This window comes from Micromonospora sp. CPCC 205546, from assembly GCF_036902715.1.
Taxonomy (GTDB): Bacteria; Actinomycetota; Actinomycetes; order Mycobacteriales; family Micromonosporaceae; genus Micromonospora.
The window spans coordinates 72,496-91,885 of record NZ_JBAKHL010000006.1; the positions used below are offsets into that span (position 1 = coordinate 72,496).

Sequence of the window (19,390 nt, forward strand, 5' to 3'; positions counted from 1 at the left end):
GCGGCCCGTCGCGGCGCTGGCCGTGGCGGCCATGGCGGCCCTGGCCGGGTGCGGCGGCGCGGGCCTCGGGGGCGGAGCGGCCGACGACACGGTGACCGTGTTCGCCGCGGCCTCGCTGACCGAGTCGTTCACCCGGCTGGGTGAGGACTTCGAGGCGGCCCACGAGGGCACCACCGTCGTCTTCAACTTCGCCGGCAGCGCGGCGCTGGCCGCCCAGGTCGACCAGGGCGCGCCGGCCGACGTGTTCGCGTCGGCCGACAGGCGGAACATGGCCACGGTCACCGGGGCGGGCCACGCCGACGGCGACCCGGTGGTCTTCGTCCGCAACCAACTCGTCGTCGCCGTGCCGAGGGGCAACCCCCGAGGCGTCGCCGGGCTGGCCGACCTGGCCCGGCCGGGCGTGAAGGTCGCGCTCTGCGCGGAGCAGGTGCCCTGCGGCGCGGCGGCGCGCACGGCGCTCGACGCCGCCTCGATCGCCCTCACCCCGGTCACCCTGGAGCAGGACGTGCGGGGCGCGCTGTCCAAGGTGCGCCTCGGTGAGGTCGATGCGGCCCTCGTCTACCGCACGGACGCGCTGGCCGCCGCGGCCGACGTGACGGCCGTCGAGTTCCCCGAGTCCGTGCGCGCCGTCAACGACTACCCGATCGTCGCGCTGCGGGAGGCGCCGAATCCGGACGGGGCGCGGGCCTTCGTCGCGTACGTCCGCTCGCAACGGGGGCGCGCGGTGCTCACCGAAGCCGGGTTCCAGGCCCCGTGACGCGTACCCGGCTCGGGCGGCGGGGCGCCCGGGTGCCCGTCGCGCTGCTGCTGCCGGCCGTGCTGGGCCTGGTCTTCCTCGTCCTGCCGCTGGTCGGGCTGCTGGCCCGTACGCCGTGGGCCACCCTGCCGCAACGGCTCGCCGCGCCGGGCGTGCTCACCGCGCTGCGGCTGTCCCTGCTGACCGCCACCCTGGCCACGCTGCTCTGCCTGCTGCTCGGGGTGCCGCTGGCCTGGGTGCTGGCCCGCGTCGAGTTCCCCGGCCGACGCCTGGTGCGCGCCCTCGTCACCGTGCCGCTGGTGCTGCCGCCCGTGGTCGGCGGGGTGGCGCTGCTGCTGGTCTTCGGCCGGCGGGGCCTGCTCGGCGGCTGGCTCGACGCGACCTTCGGGATCGCCCTGCCGTTCACCACCGCCGGCGTGGTGCTGGCGGAGGCGTTCGTGGCGATGCCGTTCCTGGTGATCGCCGTGGAGGGGGCGCTGCGCGGCGCCGACGGCCGGTACGAGGAGGCGGCGGCGACCCTCGGCGCCGGCCGGTGGACGACGTTCACCCACGTCACCCTGCCCCTGGTGGCTCCCGGCCTGGCGGCCGGGGCGGTGCTGTGCTGGGCCCGGGCGCTCGGCGAGTTCGGCGCCACCATCACCTTCGCCGGCAACTATCCGGGGCGGACGCAGACCATGCCGCTGGCCGTCTACCTGGCGCTGGAGACGGACGTGCAGGCCGCCGTGGTGCTCAGCCTCGTGCTGCTCACCGTCTCGGTGGCCATCCTCGCCGGGCTGCGCGACCGCTGGATCACCAGCCCGTGAGCGCGCCCCTGCTCGACGCGCACCTCGTGGTGGAGCGGGACGGGTTCCGCCTCGACGTCGCGCTGCGGGTCGCCGCCGGCGAGGTGGTCGCGCTGCTGGGCCCCAACGGGGCGGGCAAGACCACCGCGCTGCGCGCGCTCGCCGGCCTGCTTCCGCTGACCGCCGGGCACCTCACCCTCGACGGCGTCGACCTGGACCGGCCGCAGCGACGCGCCTGGACGCCGACCGAGCGCCGGTCGATCGGCGTCGTCTTCCAGGACTACCTGCTCTTCCCGCATCTGAGCGCGCTGGAGAACGTGGCGTTCGGCCCGCGGCGGCACGGCGCCGACCGGCGCGCCGCCCGCCGCGTCGCCCGCGACTGGCTGGAGCGGGTCGGCCTGGCCGCACACGCCGAGCGCCGGCCCCGGCAGCTCTCCGGCGGGCAGGCGCAGCGGGTCGCGCTGGCCCGCGCGCTCGCCGTCGAGCCGGCGCTGCTGCTGCTGGACGAGCCGCTCGCCGCGCTCGACGCGCGCACCCGGCTGGACACCCGGGCGGAGCTGCACCGGCACCTCGCCGCGCACCCGGGCGCCACCCTGCTGGTCACCCACGACCCGCTGGACGCGCTGGTGCTGGCCGACCGGCTCGTGGTCGTCGAGGAGGGCCGGGTCGTGCAGGAGGGGGACGCAGCGACCGTCACGGCACGGCCCCGCACCGACTACGTGGCCCGGCTCGTGGGACTGAACCTGCATCGCGGTCACGCGGAGGGGCACCGGGTCCGGGTCGCCGACGGGTTGACCCTCACCGTCGCCGACCGGCTCGACGGGGAGGCCTTCGTCGCCTTCCGGCCGTCGGCGGTGGCGCTGCACCGGTCGCGTCCCGAGGGCAGCCCGCGCAACACCTGGGCGGCGACGGTGGCCGGCGTGCAGCGGCACGGCGACGACCTGCGGGTGCGGCTCGACGGGCCGATCGGGGTGTCCGCGGACATCACGCCGGCCGCCGCCGCGCAGCTGCGACTGGCCCCCGGCCAGCCGGTCTGGGCCGCGGTCAAGGCGGCGCAGACCCACGCGTACCCCGCCGGCTGACGCCCCGGCCCCGGAGCCAGGTCAGGCGGCGGGGTCGGCGGCCAGCAGGTCGGCGTGGGCGGCCCGGAGCCGGGCGAGACCGGGGTCGCTGCCCGGGGTGACCCGGCGGTCGAGCTCGGCCCAGACCTCGGCGAGGGCGGCGGTGACCGCGCGCAGCTCGGCGGCGTGCCGGTGGCTGCTGCGCCGGTGCGCCTCGTCGAGGCGCCGGGCCCAGCCGGCGGTGACGGCGGCGAGGCGGTCGGTGTCGGCGCGGGCCTGGGCGGCGCTGCGGGCGGCGGCCGCCGGGACGATCGCGGCCACCGGGCGGGGATCACCGTCGCGGGTGACGACGGTGACGGTGTCGGTCAACTCGGCCAGCGCGACGAGCTGGGTGAGCCGGGTGCGCGCCTCGCGCAGCGGCACCGAGCGCGGCTGGTCGGTGTGCGGGGTGAGAGCGGGGACAGCCATGGATGGATGGTCGCCGCCGGGTACGACATTTCCGCACGCCGACGGTCCAGGCTGGACCCGCGGGGCCGGAAAACTGGCGCGAGCCGGGGCTCTCGCGGCGGATACGCTGCCCGCCCGACGCCGCGCCGCGAACCGGCGCGGCGGACCCCGCCACGTGAAGGAGCTGCCGTGTCCCGCCTCGACGTCCGAACGGTCGACCTGCGGACGATCAACTCGCTGACCAAGTACCCGTCGATCCCCACCTACCACGCCCTGGACCCCCGCGACGGCGGGCTGCTGACGGAGTGCGTGGCGTTCACCGGGCCGGTCACCCTCACCGAGAAGATCGACGGGACGAACGCCCGGATCGTCGTGCTGCCCGGCGGCGCGTACCTGATCGGCAGCCGCGAGGAGCTGCTGTACGCGCGGGGCGACCTGATTGGCAACCCCGCGCTCGGGATCGTCGACGCCCTGCGCGACGTGGCCGAGCGGCTGACCGGCACGGCCGCCGACGACCGGGTCACGGTCTACTACCTGGAGGTGTACGGCGGCAAGGTCACCGCCGCCTCCCGGCACTACACCGCCGAGCGCCGGGTCGGGCACCGGCTCTTCGACGTGGCCGTGCTGGACGACCCCGCGCCGATGCTCGACTGGCCGGCCCCGCGGATCTCGGCCTGGCGCGACGGCGGCGGCCAGCGCTTCCTCGGCGAGGCGGAGCTCGTGGGGCGGGCCGACGCGCTGGGCCTGCCGACCGTGCCCCGGCTGGCCACCGTCCCCGCCGGGGACCTGCCCCGCGACATCGACGGGACGCACGCGTTCCTGACCAGTCACCTGCCCCGGACCCTGGTGGCCCTGGACGGACCGGCCGGCCGCTCGGAGGGGCTGGTGCTCCGCGCGGCGGACCGCTCGGCGATCGCCAAGGCGCGGTTCCAGGACTACGAGCGCACGGTGCGGCGCCGCGCGGGCCGGCGCTGACCAGGGTACGGCGGCGCGCCCGACCGGCGCGCCGCCGTACCGGCGGGGAGGCGACGGCCGACGACGGACGGGGGCCGCACGGCGATCCGGCGCGGGCGAGCGCCGAGGCGCGCGGGGATGTCCGGCCCGCACACCTGGACAATTACAGTTAACAATCCTAATAATTGTGCATCCGTCGATCCGACGGCCCTCGTACCCGGGAGGTCCGGATGCGTCGCCCTGCCCGAAACCTGTTGCTGGCCGCCGTGGCGGCCCTCGCCACTGTCACCGCCACCACGCTGACCCTGGCGGCGCCGGCCCGCGCCGCCGGCCCGACCGCCACCTTCGTCAGGACCGCCGACTGGGGCACCGGATGGGAGGGGCGCTACACCGTCACCAACGGCGGCCCGAGCACCATCACCGGCTGGCAGGTCGCCTTCACCCTGCCCGCGGGCACCACGCTCGGCTCCTACTGGGACGCCACGGTGAGCAGCGTCGGCCAGCGGCACACCTTCACCAACCGCTCGTGGAACGGCACCGTGGCCCCCGGCGCCTCGGTGTCGTTCGGCTTCCTGGCCACCGGCTCCGGCACCCCCACCGACTGCACCCTCAACGGCGCGCCGTGCTCCGGCGGCACGCCCACCAGCCCGCCGACCACCGCGCCGCCGACCAGCGCTCCACCCACCACGGCACCGCCGCCCACCACACCGCCGCCCACCACTCCGCCGCCCGGCGGGCTGCCCCGGCACGCGCTGATCGGCTACCTGCACGCCAGCTTCGCCAACGGCTCGGGCTACCTGCGGATGGCCGACGTGCCCGCCGACTGGGACATCGTCAACCTCGCCTTCGGCGAGCCCACCACGGTCACCTCCGGCGACATCCGGTTCCAGCTTTGCCCGGCCAGCGAGTGCCCCGGCGTCGAGACCGAGGCCGAGTTCGTCGCGGCGATCCGCGCCAAGCAGGCGCAGGGCAAGAAGGTGCTGCTCTCCATCGGCGGGCAGAACGGCCAGGTCCAGCTCACCACTACCGCCGCCCGGGACACCTTCGTCCGGTCGGTGTCGGCCATCATCGACCGGTACGGGCTGAACGGGCTCGACATCGACTTCGAGGGGCACTCGCTCTACCTGGACGCCGGCGACACCGACTTCCGCAACCCGACCACGCCCGTGATCGTCAACCTGATCTCCGCGATCCGCACCCTCAAGCAGCGGTACGGGGCGGGCTTCGTGCTCACCATGGCGCCGGAGACGTTCTTCGTCCAGCTCGGCTACCAGTTCTACGGCTCGGGCCCGTGGGGCGGGCAGGACCCGCGCGCCGGGTCGTACCTGCCCGTGATCCACGCGCTGCGCGACGACCTCACCGTGCTGCACGTGCAGGACTACAACTCCGGACCGATCATGGGGCTGGACAACCAGTACCACACGATGGGCAGCGCGGACTTCCACATCGCGATGACCGACATGCTGCTCGCCGGCTTCCCCGTCGCCGGTAATCCCGAGCGCGTCTTCCCGCCGCTGCGCGAGGACCAGGTGGCCTTCGGCGCGCCCTCCTCCCCCAGCGCCGGCAACGGCTACCTCGCTCCGGCCGGGGTGCAGGCCGCGGTGACCTGCCTGGTGAAGGGGCAGGGCTGCGGCCCGTACACCCCGCGCAGCGGCACCAACCCCGCCTTCCGGGGCCTGATGGCCTGGTCGATCAACTGGGACCGGTTCTACGCTTGGGAGTTCCGCCTGAGCCACGGCCCGTTCCTGCGGTCGCTGCCCTGAGCGCGGGCCGCCGTCCGGGCCGCCCGGCCCGGACGGCGGCCCGGACGGGTCACGCCGACCCGGCCACCGGGGTCGAGGCAAGACCCTCGCTTCGGCCCACGCCGCCGCAATCCGGTTGCGCCGGCGGTCCGGCCCGGCCCACGATCCGGTGGCGGACACGGGACCGGACCGCCGCCGCGCCGCGCGGCCGGGCGGCACGACGTCCGTGGGCGGGAGGGCGGACGTGGAGGGCATCCGTGAACTGGCGGCCGAAGTCGACGCGCGGGCGGTGGTGCTCGTCGAGGGGGCGAGCGACCGGGTGGCCCTGGAGACCCTCGCCGCGCGCCGCGGCCGGGACCTCGACGCCGACGGCGTACGGGTCGTTGCCATGGGCGGCGCGACGAACATCGGCCACTTCCTCGACCAGCTCGGTCCGGCGGGACGCGGGCTGCGGCTGGCGGGCCTCTACGACGAGGCCGAGGAGGGCTTCTTCCGGCGCGGGCTGGAACGCTGCGGGCTCGGCGCCGACCTGTCCCGGGCCGACCTGGCGGCCCTCGGGTTCCACGTCTGCGTGGCCGACCTGGCGGCCCTCGGGTTCCACGTCTGCGTGGCCGACCTGGAGGAGGAGCTGATCCGCGCGGTCGGCGTCGCCGGGGTGCGGGCGGTGCTCGCCGCCGAGGGCGAGCTGCGCTCGTTCGACCTCTTCCAACGGCAGCCGGCCCAGCGGGGGCGCGCCGTCGAGGCGCAGCTGCGCCGCTTCCTCGGCACCCGGTCCGGTCGCAAGAGCGCGTACGCGCGGCTGCTCGTGGCGGCGCTGGCGCCGGACCGGGTGCCCCGCTCACTCGACGCGGTGCTCGCCGGCGTCTGACCGCACGCCGCGCCACTCGGGCGCCAGCACCGACCAGACCTCGATGTCGATGCGCCCGGCCGGCCCCGGGTAGACCTCGCGCAGCGTCCCGTCGAGGCGCATGCCCAGCCGCCGGGCGGTGGCGATGCTGCGGGCGTTGTCCGGCTTGGTGCGCCACTCGATCCGGTGGATGCCGCGCTCGCGTACCGCCCAGTCGACGATCCGGCCGACCGCCCGGGTGACCAGCCCGTGGCCCTCGCCGGCGGGCTCCAGCCAGCAGCCCGCCTCACAGACGCCCGACGCGGTGTCGAACGAGACGAACATGACCCCGCCGACCAGCACGCGCCGGTGCCAGATGCCCCAGATCCCGCCGGCGTCCCGCGCCCACAGGTCCGCGTAGCGCTGAAGCACGGCCCGGGCACCGGACTGGTCGGTGACCATGAACGAGGGCGACACCCAGGGCGCGATGTGTGCGCGGGCCCGGTCGAGGTGGGCGAGGAACTCCTCGGCCCGCCAGGGCTCCAGGGGACGCAGCTCGGCGTCCTCGGTCAGGGACAGGGCGAACACGGTGGACCTCCCGATGCAGACGGCTGAGCGGGCAATGTACCGCTATACACCTCGCGTATACTCGGTGTGTATAGTCGCCGGCATGTCGATCGGACAGACCTTCCTCGGCCTCCTGGAGGCCACCCCCCGCCACGGCTACGACATCAAACGCCTTTACGACGAGCGCTTCGGTCACGCCCGCCCGCTCGCGTACGGGCAGGTCTACGCCACCCTGTCCCGGCTGCTGCGCGGCGGCCTGGTCGAGGTGGAGTCGGTGGAGCCCGGCGAGGGCCCCGAGCGCAAGCGGTACGCGATCACCGAGGCCGGCGTCACCGACGTCGCGCAGTGGCTGGCCCGGGCCGAGAAACCCGAGCCGTACCTGCAGAGCACCCTCTACACCAAGGTGGTGCTGGCCCTGCTCACCGGCCGGCCCGCCGCCGACGTGCTCGACGTGCAGCGCGCCGAGCACCTGCGGATGATGCGCGAGCTGACCCGCCGCAAGCGCGACGGCGACCTCGCCGAGCAGTTGGTCTGCGACCACGCCCTGTTCCACCTGGAGGCCGACCTGCGCTGGCTGGAGCTGACCGCCGCCCGCCTCGACGAACTCGCCGCGGCGGTGCGGTCGTGAGCGCGCCGCTGATCGTCGCGGAGGACCTGCACCGCTCGTTCGGGCCGACCCGGGCGCTCGCCGGCGCCAGCCTGCGCGTGCACCCCGGCGAGGTGCTGGCCCTGATGGGCTCGTCGGGCTCCGGCAAGTCCACCCTGCTGCACTGCCTCGCCGGCATCACCCGGCCGGATTCCGGCCGCGTGTGCTACGCCGGCCGCGACCTCGCCACCCTCAGCGACGCGGCGCGCAGCGCGCTGCGCCGGGAGGAGTTCGGCTTCGTCTTCCAGTTCGGCCAGCTCGTACCGGAGCTGACCTGCCTGGAGAACGTCGCGCTGCCGCTGCGGCTGGCCCGGGTCGGCCGCCGGGAGGCGGAGCGGCGGGCCACCGGGTGGCTCGAGCGCCTGGAGGTCGCCGAGGTCGCCGGCAAGCGGCCCGGCGAGGTCTCCGGCGGGCAGGGGCAGCGGGTGGCAATCGCCCGGGCGCTGGTCACCCGGCCACGGGTGATCTTCGCCGACGAGCCGACCGGCGCCCTCGACTCGCTCAACGGCGAGCGGGTCATGCGGCTGCTCACGGCCGCCGCCCGGGACACCGGGGCTGCCGTGGTGCTGGTGACCCACGAGGCGCGGGTCGCTGCATACTCCGATCGCGAGGTCGTGGTGCGCGACGGCCGCACCCGGGACCTGGAGGTCGTGGCGTGACGCCCCTGCGCGACCGCGCGGCCGACCTGGTCATGGGGGCCCGGATGGCGTTCACCGGCGGCCGGGACGGCTGGCTGCGGGCGGTGCTCACCGCGGTCGGCGTCGGGGTGGGCGTGGCGATGCTGCTGCTCGCCGCCGCGGTGCCCGGCGCGCTGGACGCCCGGCAGGCGCGCGGCGACGCCCGCGACGACCTGCGGATGGGCGAGCCGATCCCGGCCGCCGCGAACACCCTGCTGATCCGCCAGACCGACACCGAGTTCCGGGGGCAGCCGGTCCGCGGCCGGGTGCTGCGGCCCGAGGGGCCCGCCGCGCCCACCCCGCCCGGGGTGGCCGCGCTGCCCCGCGCCGGCGAGGTGCTGGTCTCCCCCGCCCTGCGCAGCCTGCTCGGCTCCGCCGACGGCGCGCTGTTCGCCCCCCGCCTCGGCGGGGCCACGGTCACCGGCGTCATCGCCGACGAGGGGCTGGCGGGCCCCCGCGAGCTGGCCTACTACCTGGGCAGCGACACCCTCGCCGCCGACAACGCCACCCGGCTGGACGCGTTCGGCGGCGGACTGCCCGGCGAGGCCTTCAGCCCCGCACTGATGGTGCTGGTGGTCGTCATCTTCGTGGTCCTGCTGCTGCCCATCGCGGTGTTCCTAGGCGCGGCGGTGCGCTTCGGCGGTGAGCGGCGCGACCGGCGGCTGGCCGCGCTGCGGCTGATCGGCGCCGACGCCGCGATGGTCCGCCGGATCGCCGCCGGGGAGGCCGCCGCCGGCGCGTTGCTCGGCGTCGCGGCCGGCGGCCTGCTCTTCGCACTCGGCCGGCAGGCGGTGCCGCTGGTCACCCTGATGGACCTGAGCGTGTACGCCGCGGACGTGCGCCCGCCGCTGCCGCTGCTGGTCGCCGTCGTGCTGGCGGTGCCGGCGCTCGCCGTCGTGGTGACGCTGGTGTCGATGCGCGCCGTGCTGGTCGAGCCGCTCGGGGTGACCCGGCGCGCCACGCCGGTGCGCCGTCGGCTGGTGTGGCGGCTGCTGCTGCCGGCCGCCGGACTCGGGCTGCTGCTGGCCGGCGCCGCCGGGATCGCGCCACTGGGCGGCGAACGGCAGACCGCGGCCGGCGCCGTGCTGCTGCTGGTCGGCGTGGTCACCCTGCTGCCCTGGCTGACCGACCTGCTGGTACGCCGGCTGCGCGGTGGCCCGGTCGCCTGGCAGCTCGCGGTGCGCCGCCTCCAGCTCGACAGTGCCGCCTCGGCGCGACTGGTCAACGGCGTCGCCGTCGCCGTGGCGGGCACCATCGGCCTGCAGATGCTCTTCGCCGGCGTCGCCGGCCAGTTCACCTTCGACACCGGGCAGGACACCTCCCGGGCCCAGGTGCAGGTGCAGTTCTTCCCGCGACCGGACGGGCCGGCTGCGCTGGGCCGGCTGGCCGACGCGCCCGGGGTCACCGCCAGCACCGCCACCCTGACCACCATGGCCACGGTGGCGGGCGGGGGGCACGCCACGCTGCGGATCGGCGACTGCGCGGCGCTGGCCGAGTTCGCCGGGCTCGACCGGTGCGCCGACGGCGACGTGTTCCTGGTCGACGATCCGGATGGCCAGTCCATCGGCGTCCGGCCGGGCGGCACGGTCACGGTCGGCGGGGTGACCTGGCGGGTCCCCCGCACCGCCCGCGAGGCGCCGGTGCGCGCCGCCCCGTCCGGCTACCGGCAGGGCGGCGTGCTGGTCACTCCCGGCGCGGTCGACGCCGCCCGACTGGGGCCGCTGGGCGCGGAGGCGTACCTGCGGCTCGCGCCCGACCGGCCGGACGCGGTGGAGCACGTCCGCAACGCCGCCCTCGGCGTCGACCCGTACGCCTCGGTGCTCACACTGCACGAGACCCGGCAGGCCAACCAGTTCGTCAACATTCAGCGCGGCCTCTACGTCGGCGCGGTGGTCACCCTGCTGCTGATCGCGGCCAGCATGCTGGTCGGCGTGCTCGAGCAGCTGCGGGAGCGCCGCCGGCTGCTGGCGATGCTGGTCGCCGTGGGCACCCGCCGCTCCACACTGAGCTGGTCGGTGCTGTGGCAGAACGCCGTACCTGTGGCGATCGGGCTCGCCCTGGCCGTCGTGTTCGGGCTCGGTCTCGGCGCGGTGCTGCTGCGCATGGTGCAGACGCCGGTCACCGTCGCCTGGCCGGCGCTGGGCATCTCCACCGGCCTCGGGGCTGCGGTCGTGCTGCTGGTCACGGGGGTCAGCCTGCCGGCGCTGTGGCGGCTGACCCGCCCGGACGGCATCCGCACCGAGTGAGGCCGCCGGCGACCCGGAGCGCTCAGACCGGTCCCGACGGCGACTCGACGCGGGCGAGCAACTCGGCCAGGTGCACGGCCCGCACCCTCGACCGGCGCCGGCGCAGCCCCGTGCGCAACTGCCGCAGGCAGCCGGGGTTGACCACCACCACCAGGTCCACCCCGGCGGCCTCGATCTCGTCGAGCTTCGCGTCCAGGATCCGCCGCGACTCCCTCGGCCGCAGCAGCGAGTACGTGCCGGCCGCCCCGCAGCAGGTGGCCGCCGAGGGCAGCTCCACGTGGTCGGCGACCTGGCGCAGCAGTGCCCGGGGCTCGGCGAAGACACCGAGGCCGTTGCGCAGGTGGCAGGAGTCCTGGAGCGCGACCCGGGCACGCCGGCCGGCCACCCGCAGTTCGGCTCCGGCGGGCCGGTCGGCCAGCCAGGTGGACAGCTCGCGCACCCGGTCGGAGCCGAGCACGGAGGCGACGTGCGCGGCGCAGCCGCCGGAGGTGGTGACGATCGTGCCGGGCAGGTCGTCGCCGAGCCGCCGCGCCAGCCGCTCGCCGCCGGCCAGGTCGCCGTTGTGCGCGTGCAGCGCGCCGCAGCAGCCCTGGGCGGTGGGGACCGCCAGCTCGGGCGCGAGCGCGTGCGCCGCCCGGCTGACCGCCGGGTAGAGCCCCCGCTCGACACAGCCCAGCATCAGGTGCGCCCCGCACGGGCCAGGCCCATCGGGGGCGGCGGAGCCGGGAGCGGGTGCCGCCGCGGCCGGGGGCGGCTCTGCCCGCGCCGGGATGGCGGCCCGACCGCGGGCGGCACGGCGGACGAGGCCCGACAGCCGCAGCAGCCACCGCTGCTCGACGAGCAGCATCAGCGCCCGGGCCACCGGCGGTCGCCGCCAGCCCCGCCACTGGTGCACCCGCCACTGCTCCAGCAGGCTGCCGTACTCCACGCCGGCCGGACAGACCGGCTCGCAGGCCCGGCAGCCCAGGCAGAACGAGGACTGCTCGGCCAGGGTGTCGTCGTCCGGGGGCAGGGTGCCGTCCTGCAACGCCCGCATCAGCGTGATCCGCCCGCGCGGCGAGGACGCCTCGTCGCCGGTCATGGCGTACGTGGGGCAGGCCGGCAGGCAGAACCCGCAGGAGATGCAGCGCGACAACTGCTCCGGGTCGAACACGTCGCCGGTCACGAGCCCAGCTTTCCGGGGTTGAGGATGCCCGCCGGGTCGAAGGCGGTCTTGATCCGGCGCAGCAGGGCGAGCTGGTCCTCGCCGAGGCGGGCGGCGAGGAACGGCAGTTTGGCCGCCCCCACCCCGTGCTCGCCGGTGATCGTGCCGCCGAGCTCGATGGCGGCGGCGAAGACGTCGGCGAAGGCCGCCTCGGCCCGGCGTACCGCCTCGTGGTCCTCGGCCGAGTCGAGCACGCAGGTGGGGTGCAGGTTGCCGTCGCCGGCGTGCCCGAAGGTCGCGACGGCGACGTCGTGCCGGGCGGCGATGGCGTCGATGCGGTCGACCATCTCGGCGATCCGTGGCCGGGGCACCGTCGCGTCCTCCAGAATGGTCACCCCGCCGCGGCGCGACAGCGCCGGCAGCGCGCAGCGGCGGGCCGCCAGCAGCGCCTCGGCCTGGGCGACCTCGCGGGCGGTGGTGACCTCCACCGCGCCGGCCTCGACGCAGGCCGCGCCGATGCGGTCCAGGTGGGTGGCGACCAGGTCGGGTGGGCCGTCGTCGCCGAAGAGCAGCAGGGCGCCGGCGTCGGCGCGCAGCCCCAGGTGGGCGAAGTCCTCCACGGCCGCGATGCAGGACCGGTCGAGGAACTCCAGCGTCGCCGGCACCACGCCGGCGCGGATCACCCGGGCGACCGCCTCCCCCGCGTCGGCCAGCGTCCGGAAGTACGCGACCCCGGTGTTCGCCGACGCCGGGGCGGGCAGCAGCGCCACGGTCGCCTCGGTGATCACGGCGAGGGTGCCCTCGGATCCGGTGAGCAGCCGGGTCAGGTCGTAGCCGGCGACGTCCTTCCAGAGCCGGCCACCGGTGCGGATCACCTCGCCGGTGGGCAGCACCGCCTCCAGCCCCAGCACGTAGTTGCGGGTCACGCCGTACTTCAGGCCGCGCAGCCCGCCCGCGCAGGTGGCGATGGTGCCCCCCACGGTAGCGACGGTGCGGCTGCCCGGGTCGGGCGCCCAGAGCAGCCCTCGCGCGGCGGCGGCGTCGGCCAGGGCGGCGCTGGTCACGCCCGGTTGCACCCGGGCGAGCAGCTCGTCGGCGCTGACCTCCAGGATGGCCCCCAGGCGGGTGAGCACCAGCACGATCCCGCCGCGCAGCGGCACGGTCGCGGCACACAGGTTGGAGCCGGCGCCGCGCGGCACCACCGGCACCCGGTGCCGGGTGGCGAGCGCCAGCACCGCGGCCACCTCGGCGGTGTCGGCCGGGAAGACCACCGCGTCGGGTCGGTGCGAGAACAGCGGCGTGGCGTCGCGCGCGTACGCGACGAGGTCGCCGGCCGCGTCGTGCACGTGCGACGGGCCGACGATGCCGCGCAGCTCGGCGAGGACGGTCGCGGACAGCGCCATGCCCACCCCTTCCCGGCGCGCCGTCACGCGCCCGCAGGTTTTTGCCGTCCTGGGACCGGCGTTCCGGCGACAATTTCCACCGATCATAGAGAGCCGGACGGGCCGGGTGAAGACGGCGGGGCCGGCCGTCAGCCCGGCGGCAGCCGCTCGCGCAGCGCGGCGAACTCGGCCACGGTGAGAAAGGACGGGTTGGCCCCCTGCGGCTGCCGCAGCACCTCCGCGCCGGCCAGCCGGGCGTCGGCCCGGAAGAGCCCCCGGGGGATCCGGTGCGACTCGTCGAGGACCGTCAGGTCCAACGGCACCGTCCAGGCCTCGCCCGGCTCCCCCGGCACCGCGGCGCCGGCCACCGACCCCACGCCCCACACGCCGTACGCGAGCCGGCCACGGCTGCCGCTCGCCCAGAGGACCACCGGCTGGCCGGCGCGCATCAGCCGGGTGCGGTAGCCGGGGCGTACGCACCAGCCCGTCACCCGCGGATCGCGGGCGAAGCGGCCGGTCAGGTCGACCCGGTCCGCGTTGCCCTTGATGAGCCACGCGCCGAGGTCGTCGAGGTGCACCCGTCGGTCGGTCACCCCCTCATCGTCGCCCGGATCGCGGCCGGCCGCGATCCGGGCGGGCCGGCGTTCGCCCAGGCGCCGGGCGGGCCCACCGAGCGGCCGGGAGCGTGGGCACAAGACGTGGCGCAGGTATCCGTCGACCGACGCGTCCAGGACCTCCCGGCCCGGCCGGGCCCACACCTCGGCCGAGAAGACCTCCACCTCGACCGGCCCGGTGTAGCCGGCCGCGTCCACGGCCTCCCGCAGCCGGCGCAGCTCGATGCAGCCCTCCCCCGGCAGGGCCCGGCCGAGCAGCACCCCCTCGGGCAGCGGGGTGACCCAGTCACACACCTGGAACGCGGCGATCCGCGCCCCCGCCCGGGCGATCTGCGCGTACACCGTGTCGTCCCACCAAACGTGGTAGGCGTCGACGACCACCCCGACCACGCCCGGGTCGAACCGCTCGGCGATGTCGAGCGCCTGGCCCAGGGTGGACACCACGCAACGGTCGGCGCAGAACATCGGGTGCAGCGGCTCGATCGCCAGGGTCACCCCCGCCGCGGCGGCGTGCGGGGCCAGCTCGGCGATCGCGTCGGCGACCCGGTGGCGGGCGCCGTCGACGTCCCGGCTGCCCGCCGGCAGACCGCCCGAGACCAGCACCAGCACGGAGGTGCCGAGGGTGGCGGCCTCCTCGATGGCCCGCAGGTTCTCTTCCCGCCACCCGTCGGCGGTGAAGAAGCCACCCCGGCACAGGGACGTGACCTCGAGGCCGGCGTCGCGGACCAGCTTCGCGGCGCGGGCCAGCCCGTGTTCGGCGACCGGCTCCCGCCACAGCCCGATACCCGGCACGCCGGCGGCGACGCAGCCGGCGACCACCTCGGGCAGCGCCCAGTGCTGCGACGTGGCCTGGTTGAACGAGAACCGCCGCAGGGCGTGCGCGCCATCTCCGCTCACCGGGCGACCCCCGACCTCGGGACTCACAGGACCGGCGCTCACTGGTCCACCCCCGCGACGGTGAACAGCGCCCGGGCGCGGGCGGCGGCCAGGTCCGCGTCGGGCAGCAGACCGGCGGCGTCGGCGAGGGTGAGCAGGGTGGCCAGGTGCGCCGGCGAGCGGCCGGACTGCGCACCGCCGACCATCGTGAAGTGGTCCTGGTGCCCGGCCAGCCAGGCCAGGAAGACGATGCCCGTCTTGTAGTGCCAGGTGGGAGCCGCGAAGATGTGCCGGGCCAGGGGCACGGTCGGCGCGAAGATCGCGTCGTACGCCTCGAACTCCCCCCGGTCCAGCGCGGCGAGCGCCGCGGCGGCGGCCGGCGCGATCGCGGCGAACACCCCGAGCAGCGCGTCGGAGTGGCCGCTCGCGTCGCCCCGGATCAGCTCCGGGTAGTGGAAGTCGTCGCCCGTGTAGAGGCGCACCCCTTCGGGCAGCCGGCGGCGCAGCGCCACCTCGCGGTCGGCGTCCAGCAGGGAGACCTTGATCCCGTCCACCCGGGTGTCGTGGGCCTTGATCAACCCGACCACGGCGTCGGCGGCCTCGTCGAGGTCCGTCGACCCCCAGTAGCCCGCGAGCGCCGGGTCGAACATCGGGCCGAGCCAGTGCAGCACCACCGGCTCGTCGGCGGCGCTCAGCAGGTCGTCGTACACCCGCAGGTAGTCCTCCGGACCGCGGGCGGCGGCGGCCAGGTGGCGGCTGCACATCAGCACCGGGCGGGCCCCGGCGGCCCGCACGTCGTCGAGCTGCTCGCGGTAGGCGCGGGTGACCTCGGGCAGGGTCGCCGGGCCGGGCGGGAGCTGGTCCGTGCCGACGCCGGCGACGATCCGCCCACCGACCGCGCGGGCCTCGGCGGCGCTGCGCCGGATCAGCTCGCGGGTGGCCGGGTAGTCCAGGCCCATGCCGCGCTGCGCGGTGTCCATCGCCTCGGCCACCCCGAAGCCGTACGACCACAGGTGGTGCCGGAACGCCAGGGTGCGGTCCCAGTCCAGCACGGCCGGGGCGCCGGGGACGTTCTCGGCCGCCGGATCGGCCACCACGTGCGCGGCGGCGTACGCGATCCGGCTGGCCGGCGGCCCGGCGGGGCGCGCGAAGCCGGCGCCCCCGCTCAGTCGGTACCGCCGCCCACCGGGCAGCACCACCTCGGCAGCGCTCACGGGTCCACCTTTCGTTCGCGACTGCGGGGCTCGCAGACCCGGCTCACTCCTCGCGCTCACAGGCTCACCCTCCGTTCGCGACTGCGGGGCTCGCAGACCCGGCTCACTCCTCGCGCTCACAGGTCCAGCTCCGGGATGTCCAGGCGGGCGCCCTCGCGCGCCGAGCGCAGGCCCAGCTCGGCGAGCTGCACGCCGCGCGCGCCGGCCAGGAAGTCCCACGGGAACGGCTCGTTGGCCACGACGTGCCGCAGGAACGCCTCCCACTGCACCTTGAAGCCGTTGTCGAACTCCTCGTTGTCCGGCACCTCCGTCCACTGCGACCGGAAGGGCTCGGTGACCGGCAGGTCGGGGTTCCACACCGGCTTCGGGGTGACCGCCCGGTGCTGCACCCGGCAGTCGCGCAGGCCCGCCACGGCGCTGCCCTCGGTGCCGTCGACCTGGAACTCGACCAGCTCGTCGCGGTGCACCCGCACGCACCACGAGGAGTTCAGCTGCGCGACCACACCCCCGTCGAGCTCGAAGATGCCGTACGCGGCGTCGTCGGCGGTCGCCGGGTAGGTGCGGCCCGCCTCGTCGACCCGCTGCGGCACGTGGGTGGCGGTGACGCAGGAGACCGTACGCACCCGGCCGAAGAGCTCCTCCAGCACGTACTGCCAGTGCGGGAACATGTCCACGACGATGCCGCCGCCGTCCTCGGCGCGGTAGTTCCAGGACGGGCGCTGGGCCGGCTGCCAGTCGCCCTCGAAGACCCAGTAGCCGAACTCGCCGCGCACCGACAGGATCCGGCCGAAGAAGCCGCCGTCGATGAGCCGCTTGAGCTTGCGCAGCCCGGGCAGGAAGAGCTTGTCCTGCACCACCCCCGTACGCACGCCGGCGGCGCGCGCCGCCCGCGCCAGGTCGAGGGCGCCCTCGGTGTCCTCGGCCAGCGGCTTCTCCGTGTAGACGTGCTTGCCGGCCTCCAGCGCCCGGCGGATCGCCTTCTCCCGCTGCTGGGTGACCTGGGCGTCGAAGTAGATCTCGACGTCGTCGCGGGCCAGCGCCGCGCTCAGGTCGGTGGTCCAGTCGGTCAGCCCGTGCCGCTCGGCGATCTCGCGGAGCTTGGTCTCGCTGCGCCCGACCAGGACGGGCTCCGGCCAGATCGACGTGCCGTCGGCCAGGGGCACGCCACCCTGCTCGCGGATGGCGAGCAGGGAGCGCACCAGGTGCTGCCGGTAGCCCATCCGGCCGGTGACGCCGTTGACGATGATGCCTATCGACCTGCGGGTCATGGTGTTCCTTCCCTCCGCGGGCGCCGCCGACCTCGACGGCGGCCGGCGGCGACCTGTTCCACGCCTGCGCCGCCGCCGGGAGGCCCCCGGGCGACAGTTCTCAGGCAAGCGCTTTCCTGGGCAGCGTAGGGAACGCCTGCCACCTCAGGCAAGGGGCGGCCGAACCCGTTGTCCGGCGGGCGTCGCCCACCGGGACGCCGGGCCGGGGAAGGGCTTTCTCTGCGGTACGGTGACGGATGGCCGGCACCGGGGCGCGGCCGTCGAGAAACGACCGAGGGGGCGGCAGTGGCGACCCTGTCCGACGTGGCCCGGCGGGCGGGGGTCTCGCCCGCGACCGCCTCCCGGGTGATCAACGGCAGCAGCAAGCCCGTCACCGAGGAACTCCGCGAGCGCGTGCTACGCGCCGTCGCCGAGCTGCAGTACGTCCCCAACGCGCACGCCCAGCTGCTGGCCCGCTCGCACCGGGTGGCGGTGGGCGTCATCGTGCACGACGTCTCCGACCCGTACTTCGCCGAGATCACCCGGGGCCTGCAACGGGTCGCCACCGACCAGGGCCGGCTGCTGACGATCTGCAACAGCTACCGGGACCCGGACCGCGAACTGGAGTACGTCGAGCTGCTGCGCGGCCAGCAGGTCGCCGCGATCATCCTGGCCGGGTCGGGCTACCACGACGCCACCTTCACCCGCCTGCTCAACGAGAAGCTCGCCGCGTACGAGGCGACCGGCGGGCGGGTCGCGGTCATCGGCCGGCACGAGCACTCGGGCGACGCCGTGATGCCGGACAACCGCGCCGGGGGCCGGCTGGTCGGCGCGGAGCTGTACGAGCTCGGCCACCGGGCGATCGGGGTGGTGGCCGGGCCGGCGGTGCTCACCACCACCACCGACCGGCTGACCGGGCTGCGGGAGTCGCTCGCCGCGCACGGGCTGAGCCTGCCCGAGCACCGCGTCCGGCACGCCGAGTTCGACCGCGACGGGGGTGTCGCCGCCACCGCCGCCCTGCTCGACGCGGATCCCGGGCTGACCGCCATCGTCGCGCTCAACGACTCGATGGCCATCGGCGCGCTCGCGCTGTTGCGCTCCCGGTCGGTGGCGGTGCCCCGACAGGTCTCGGTCATCGGCTTCGACGACATGCCGATCGCCCGGGATGTCACCCCGGCGCTGACCACCGTCCGGCTGCCCCTGGTCGAGATGGGCGCCCGCGCGATGTCGCTGGCGCTCGATCCGGGGGCGGCGGCGCCCCGCGTCGAGGTGCTGCCCGCCGAGGTGGTGCGCCGGGACAGCACCGGCCCGGCCCCCGAGGTCGCTCCGGTCCGCCCCCGGGCGGCCGGATCCGGGGCGTCCGCCGGCTGAACGGCCACCGGGACAGCCGTGGTCGGTGGCCCCGGGCACGGCCGCCCGGGGCCACCTGGCGCCAGGTCGCGCGGGTGACGGCCCCCCGGATGCGCGCGGCCGTGCCGGCTGCGGCCCCCCTGCCGGCTGCTTCTCGGCGTGCGGTGAGGCGCGCGCCGTGAGCGGCTTGCGCATCCCCCGATTCCGTCCCCCTCTGCCGCGACTGGCGGTCGTCGCCGACGGGCCGGCGCGGATTCGACGCGTGCCGGTGCGGGGCAGGCCTGTCAAACACAATGGTTGTCCGCTACGGTGTCACTGCCACAACAGTGGTCGGCGTGATCAGTCAAGCACGGTCCGCCACGCCTCGCAACCATTGTGGCGACGCTGCCCCACCTGGCCACTATGGTGGGCGATCTCGGCTTGGATCAGGAGGGGTGGCCATGGCCGACGGCGGCAGGGCCGACGGGTCGACTTCCTTCGCCGCCCGGCTGCGGCACCTGTTCGAGACGCGTCGGCGGCCCGGCAGCGACAAGCCCTACTCGCCCGACGAGGTGGCCCGGGCCACGGGGCTGTCGACGAGCTACGTCAACTACCTGCTGAGCGGGGAGCGGGACAACCCCACCCGGTCGGCCATCCAGCAACTGGCCAACTTCTTCCGGGTGCCGCCGGGCTACTTCTTCGACGCGGTGGCCACGGAGGGCGAGGGCGACGACGATCTGGAGACCATCACCGTCCTGGCGCGCCGCATGCCGCCGGGAGCGCCGAGGGCCAGCCTGCGCGCGATCGTCGAGCAGGTCGCCGCGCTGGAGGCGCGCAACAAGAACACGGGGCGGGGCAGGGCGTGAGAGCTTCGGCCCC

At 75.9% G+C, this 19,390-nt stretch carries 17 protein-coding genes and 1 pseudogene; 11 read left to right on the top strand and 7 right to left on the bottom strand.

Annotated features, from left to right (window positions below):
- Positions 1-31: 31 nt before the first annotated feature.
- Genes modA through V6U77_RS05225 form a run of 3 tightly spaced genes read left to right on the top strand, consistent with a single transcriptional unit; the run spans position 32 to position 2,621 of the window.
- Entirely contained in the window at positions 32-757 is a 726-nt protein-coding gene (gene modA, locus V6U77_RS05215) for a molybdate ABC transporter substrate-binding protein (RefSeq protein ID WP_334605148.1), read from the top strand.
- Positions 754-1,560 (top strand): ABC transporter permease, encoded by an 807-nt coding sequence (locus V6U77_RS05220; protein ID WP_334605017.1) that lies wholly within the window; start codon positions 754-756, stop codon positions 1,558-1,560. Before modA ends, V6U77_RS05220 begins: the two co-directional genes overlap by 4 nt.
- Positions 1,557-2,621 (top strand): ABC transporter ATP-binding protein, encoded by a 1,065-nt coding sequence (locus tag V6U77_RS05225; RefSeq protein ID WP_334605018.1) that lies wholly within the window; start codon positions 1,557-1,559, stop codon positions 2,619-2,621. The genes V6U77_RS05220 and V6U77_RS05225 overlap by 4 nt, the downstream gene beginning before the upstream one ends.
- A 21-nt stretch (positions 2,622-2,642) precedes the next feature.
- On the opposite strand, the gene V6U77_RS05230 is transcribed toward V6U77_RS05225, so the two are convergent.
- On the bottom strand, positions 2,643-3,068 hold the full coding sequence (locus tag V6U77_RS05230) for a hypothetical protein (protein ID WP_088999889.1): 426 nt from the start codon (positions 3,066-3,068) through the stop codon (positions 2,643-2,645).
- Positions 3,069-3,236: 168 nt separating this feature from the next.
- Here V6U77_RS05230 and V6U77_RS05235 point away from each other — a divergent pair, with 168 nt between their 5' ends.
- From V6U77_RS05235 to V6U77_RS05245, 3 genes are all read left to right on the top strand, one after another.
- Positions 3,237-4,022: an RNA ligase family protein gene (locus tag V6U77_RS05235; RefSeq protein WP_334605019.1), complete on the top strand. Its 786-nt coding sequence runs from the start codon at positions 3,237-3,239 to the stop codon at positions 4,020-4,022.
- A 230-nt stretch (positions 4,023-4,252) separates the two neighbouring features.
- The gene (locus V6U77_RS05240; protein ID WP_442934377.1) at positions 4,253-5,764 is read left to right on the top strand and encodes a chitinase; all 1,512 of its coding nucleotides are present in this window, start codon (positions 4,253-4,255) and stop codon (positions 5,762-5,764) included.
- A gap of 223 nt (positions 5,765-5,987) precedes the next feature.
- Positions 5,988-6,611, top strand: a complete 624-nt coding sequence (locus tag V6U77_RS05245; protein WP_334605021.1) for an ATP-dependent endonuclease — start codon at positions 5,988-5,990, stop codon at positions 6,609-6,611.
- Here the strand turns inward: V6U77_RS05245 and V6U77_RS05250 are convergent.
- Positions 6,582-7,157, bottom strand: a complete 576-nt coding sequence (locus V6U77_RS05250) for a GNAT family N-acetyltransferase (RefSeq protein WP_334605022.1) — start codon at positions 7,155-7,157, stop codon at positions 6,582-6,584. The genes V6U77_RS05245 and V6U77_RS05250 overlap by 30 nt on opposite strands.
- 82 nt (positions 7,158-7,239) lie before the next feature.
- Between V6U77_RS05250 and V6U77_RS05255 the strand changes: the two genes are divergently transcribed.
- Genes V6U77_RS05255 through V6U77_RS05265 form a run of 3 tightly spaced genes read left to right on the top strand, consistent with a single transcriptional unit; the run spans position 7,240 to position 10,705 of the window.
- A complete protein-coding gene (locus tag V6U77_RS05255) occupies positions 7,240-7,764 on the top strand; it encodes a PadR family transcriptional regulator (RefSeq protein WP_334605023.1) in 525 nt (174 codons plus the stop codon).
- A complete protein-coding gene (locus tag V6U77_RS05260; protein WP_334605024.1) occupies positions 7,761-8,441 on the top strand; it encodes an ABC transporter ATP-binding protein in 681 nt (226 codons plus the stop codon). The genes V6U77_RS05255 and V6U77_RS05260 overlap by 4 nt, the downstream gene beginning before the upstream one ends.
- Complete coding sequence (locus V6U77_RS05265; protein ID WP_334605025.1) at positions 8,438-10,705, top strand: ABC transporter permease; 2,268 nt, start codon at positions 8,438-8,440, stop codon at positions 10,703-10,705. Before V6U77_RS05260 ends, V6U77_RS05265 begins: the two co-directional genes overlap by 4 nt.
- Before the next feature lie 22 nt (positions 10,706-10,727).
- Here V6U77_RS05265 and V6U77_RS05270 read toward each other — a convergent pair whose 3' ends face one another.
- The 5 genes and pseudogenes from V6U77_RS05270 to V6U77_RS05290 form a co-directional block, all read right to left on the bottom strand.
- Positions 10,728-11,870, bottom strand: coding sequence for a (Fe-S)-binding protein (locus V6U77_RS05270; RefSeq protein ID WP_334605026.1), 1,143 nt, complete (start codon positions 11,868-11,870; stop codon positions 10,728-10,730).
- A complete protein-coding gene (locus V6U77_RS05275) occupies positions 11,867-13,252 on the bottom strand; it encodes an FAD-binding oxidoreductase (protein WP_334605027.1) in 1,386 nt (461 codons plus the stop codon). Before V6U77_RS05275 ends, V6U77_RS05270 begins: the two co-directional genes overlap by 4 nt.
- 671 nt (positions 13,253-13,923) lie before the next feature.
- Positions 13,924-14,718: pseudogene (locus tag V6U77_RS05280) on the bottom strand (sugar phosphate isomerase/epimerase family protein); the annotation flags it as partial.
- A 62-nt stretch (positions 14,719-14,780) separates the two neighbouring features.
- Positions 14,781-15,935: a dihydrodipicolinate synthase family protein gene (locus tag V6U77_RS05285; protein ID WP_334605028.1), complete on the bottom strand. Its 1,155-nt coding sequence runs from the start codon at positions 15,933-15,935 to the stop codon at positions 14,781-14,783.
- Between the two features lie 116 nt (positions 15,936-16,051).
- Positions 16,052-17,203, bottom strand: coding sequence for a Gfo/Idh/MocA family protein (locus V6U77_RS05290; RefSeq protein WP_334605029.1), 1,152 nt, complete (start codon positions 17,201-17,203; stop codon positions 16,052-16,054).
- Between the two features lie 285 nt (positions 17,204-17,488).
- Here V6U77_RS05290 and V6U77_RS05295 point away from each other — a divergent pair, with 285 nt between their 5' ends.
- Both V6U77_RS05295 and V6U77_RS05300 read left to right on the top strand, forming a co-directional pair.
- The gene (locus tag V6U77_RS05295; protein WP_334605030.1) at positions 17,489-18,553 is read left to right on the top strand and encodes a LacI family DNA-binding transcriptional regulator; all 1,065 of its coding nucleotides are present in this window, start codon (positions 17,489-17,491) and stop codon (positions 18,551-18,553) included.
- Between the two features lie 419 nt (positions 18,554-18,972).
- The gene (locus tag V6U77_RS05300) at positions 18,973-19,377 is read left to right on the top strand and encodes a helix-turn-helix domain-containing protein (protein WP_334605031.1); all 405 of its coding nucleotides are present in this window, start codon (positions 18,973-18,975) and stop codon (positions 19,375-19,377) included.
- Positions 19,378-19,390: the final 13 nt, after the last annotated feature.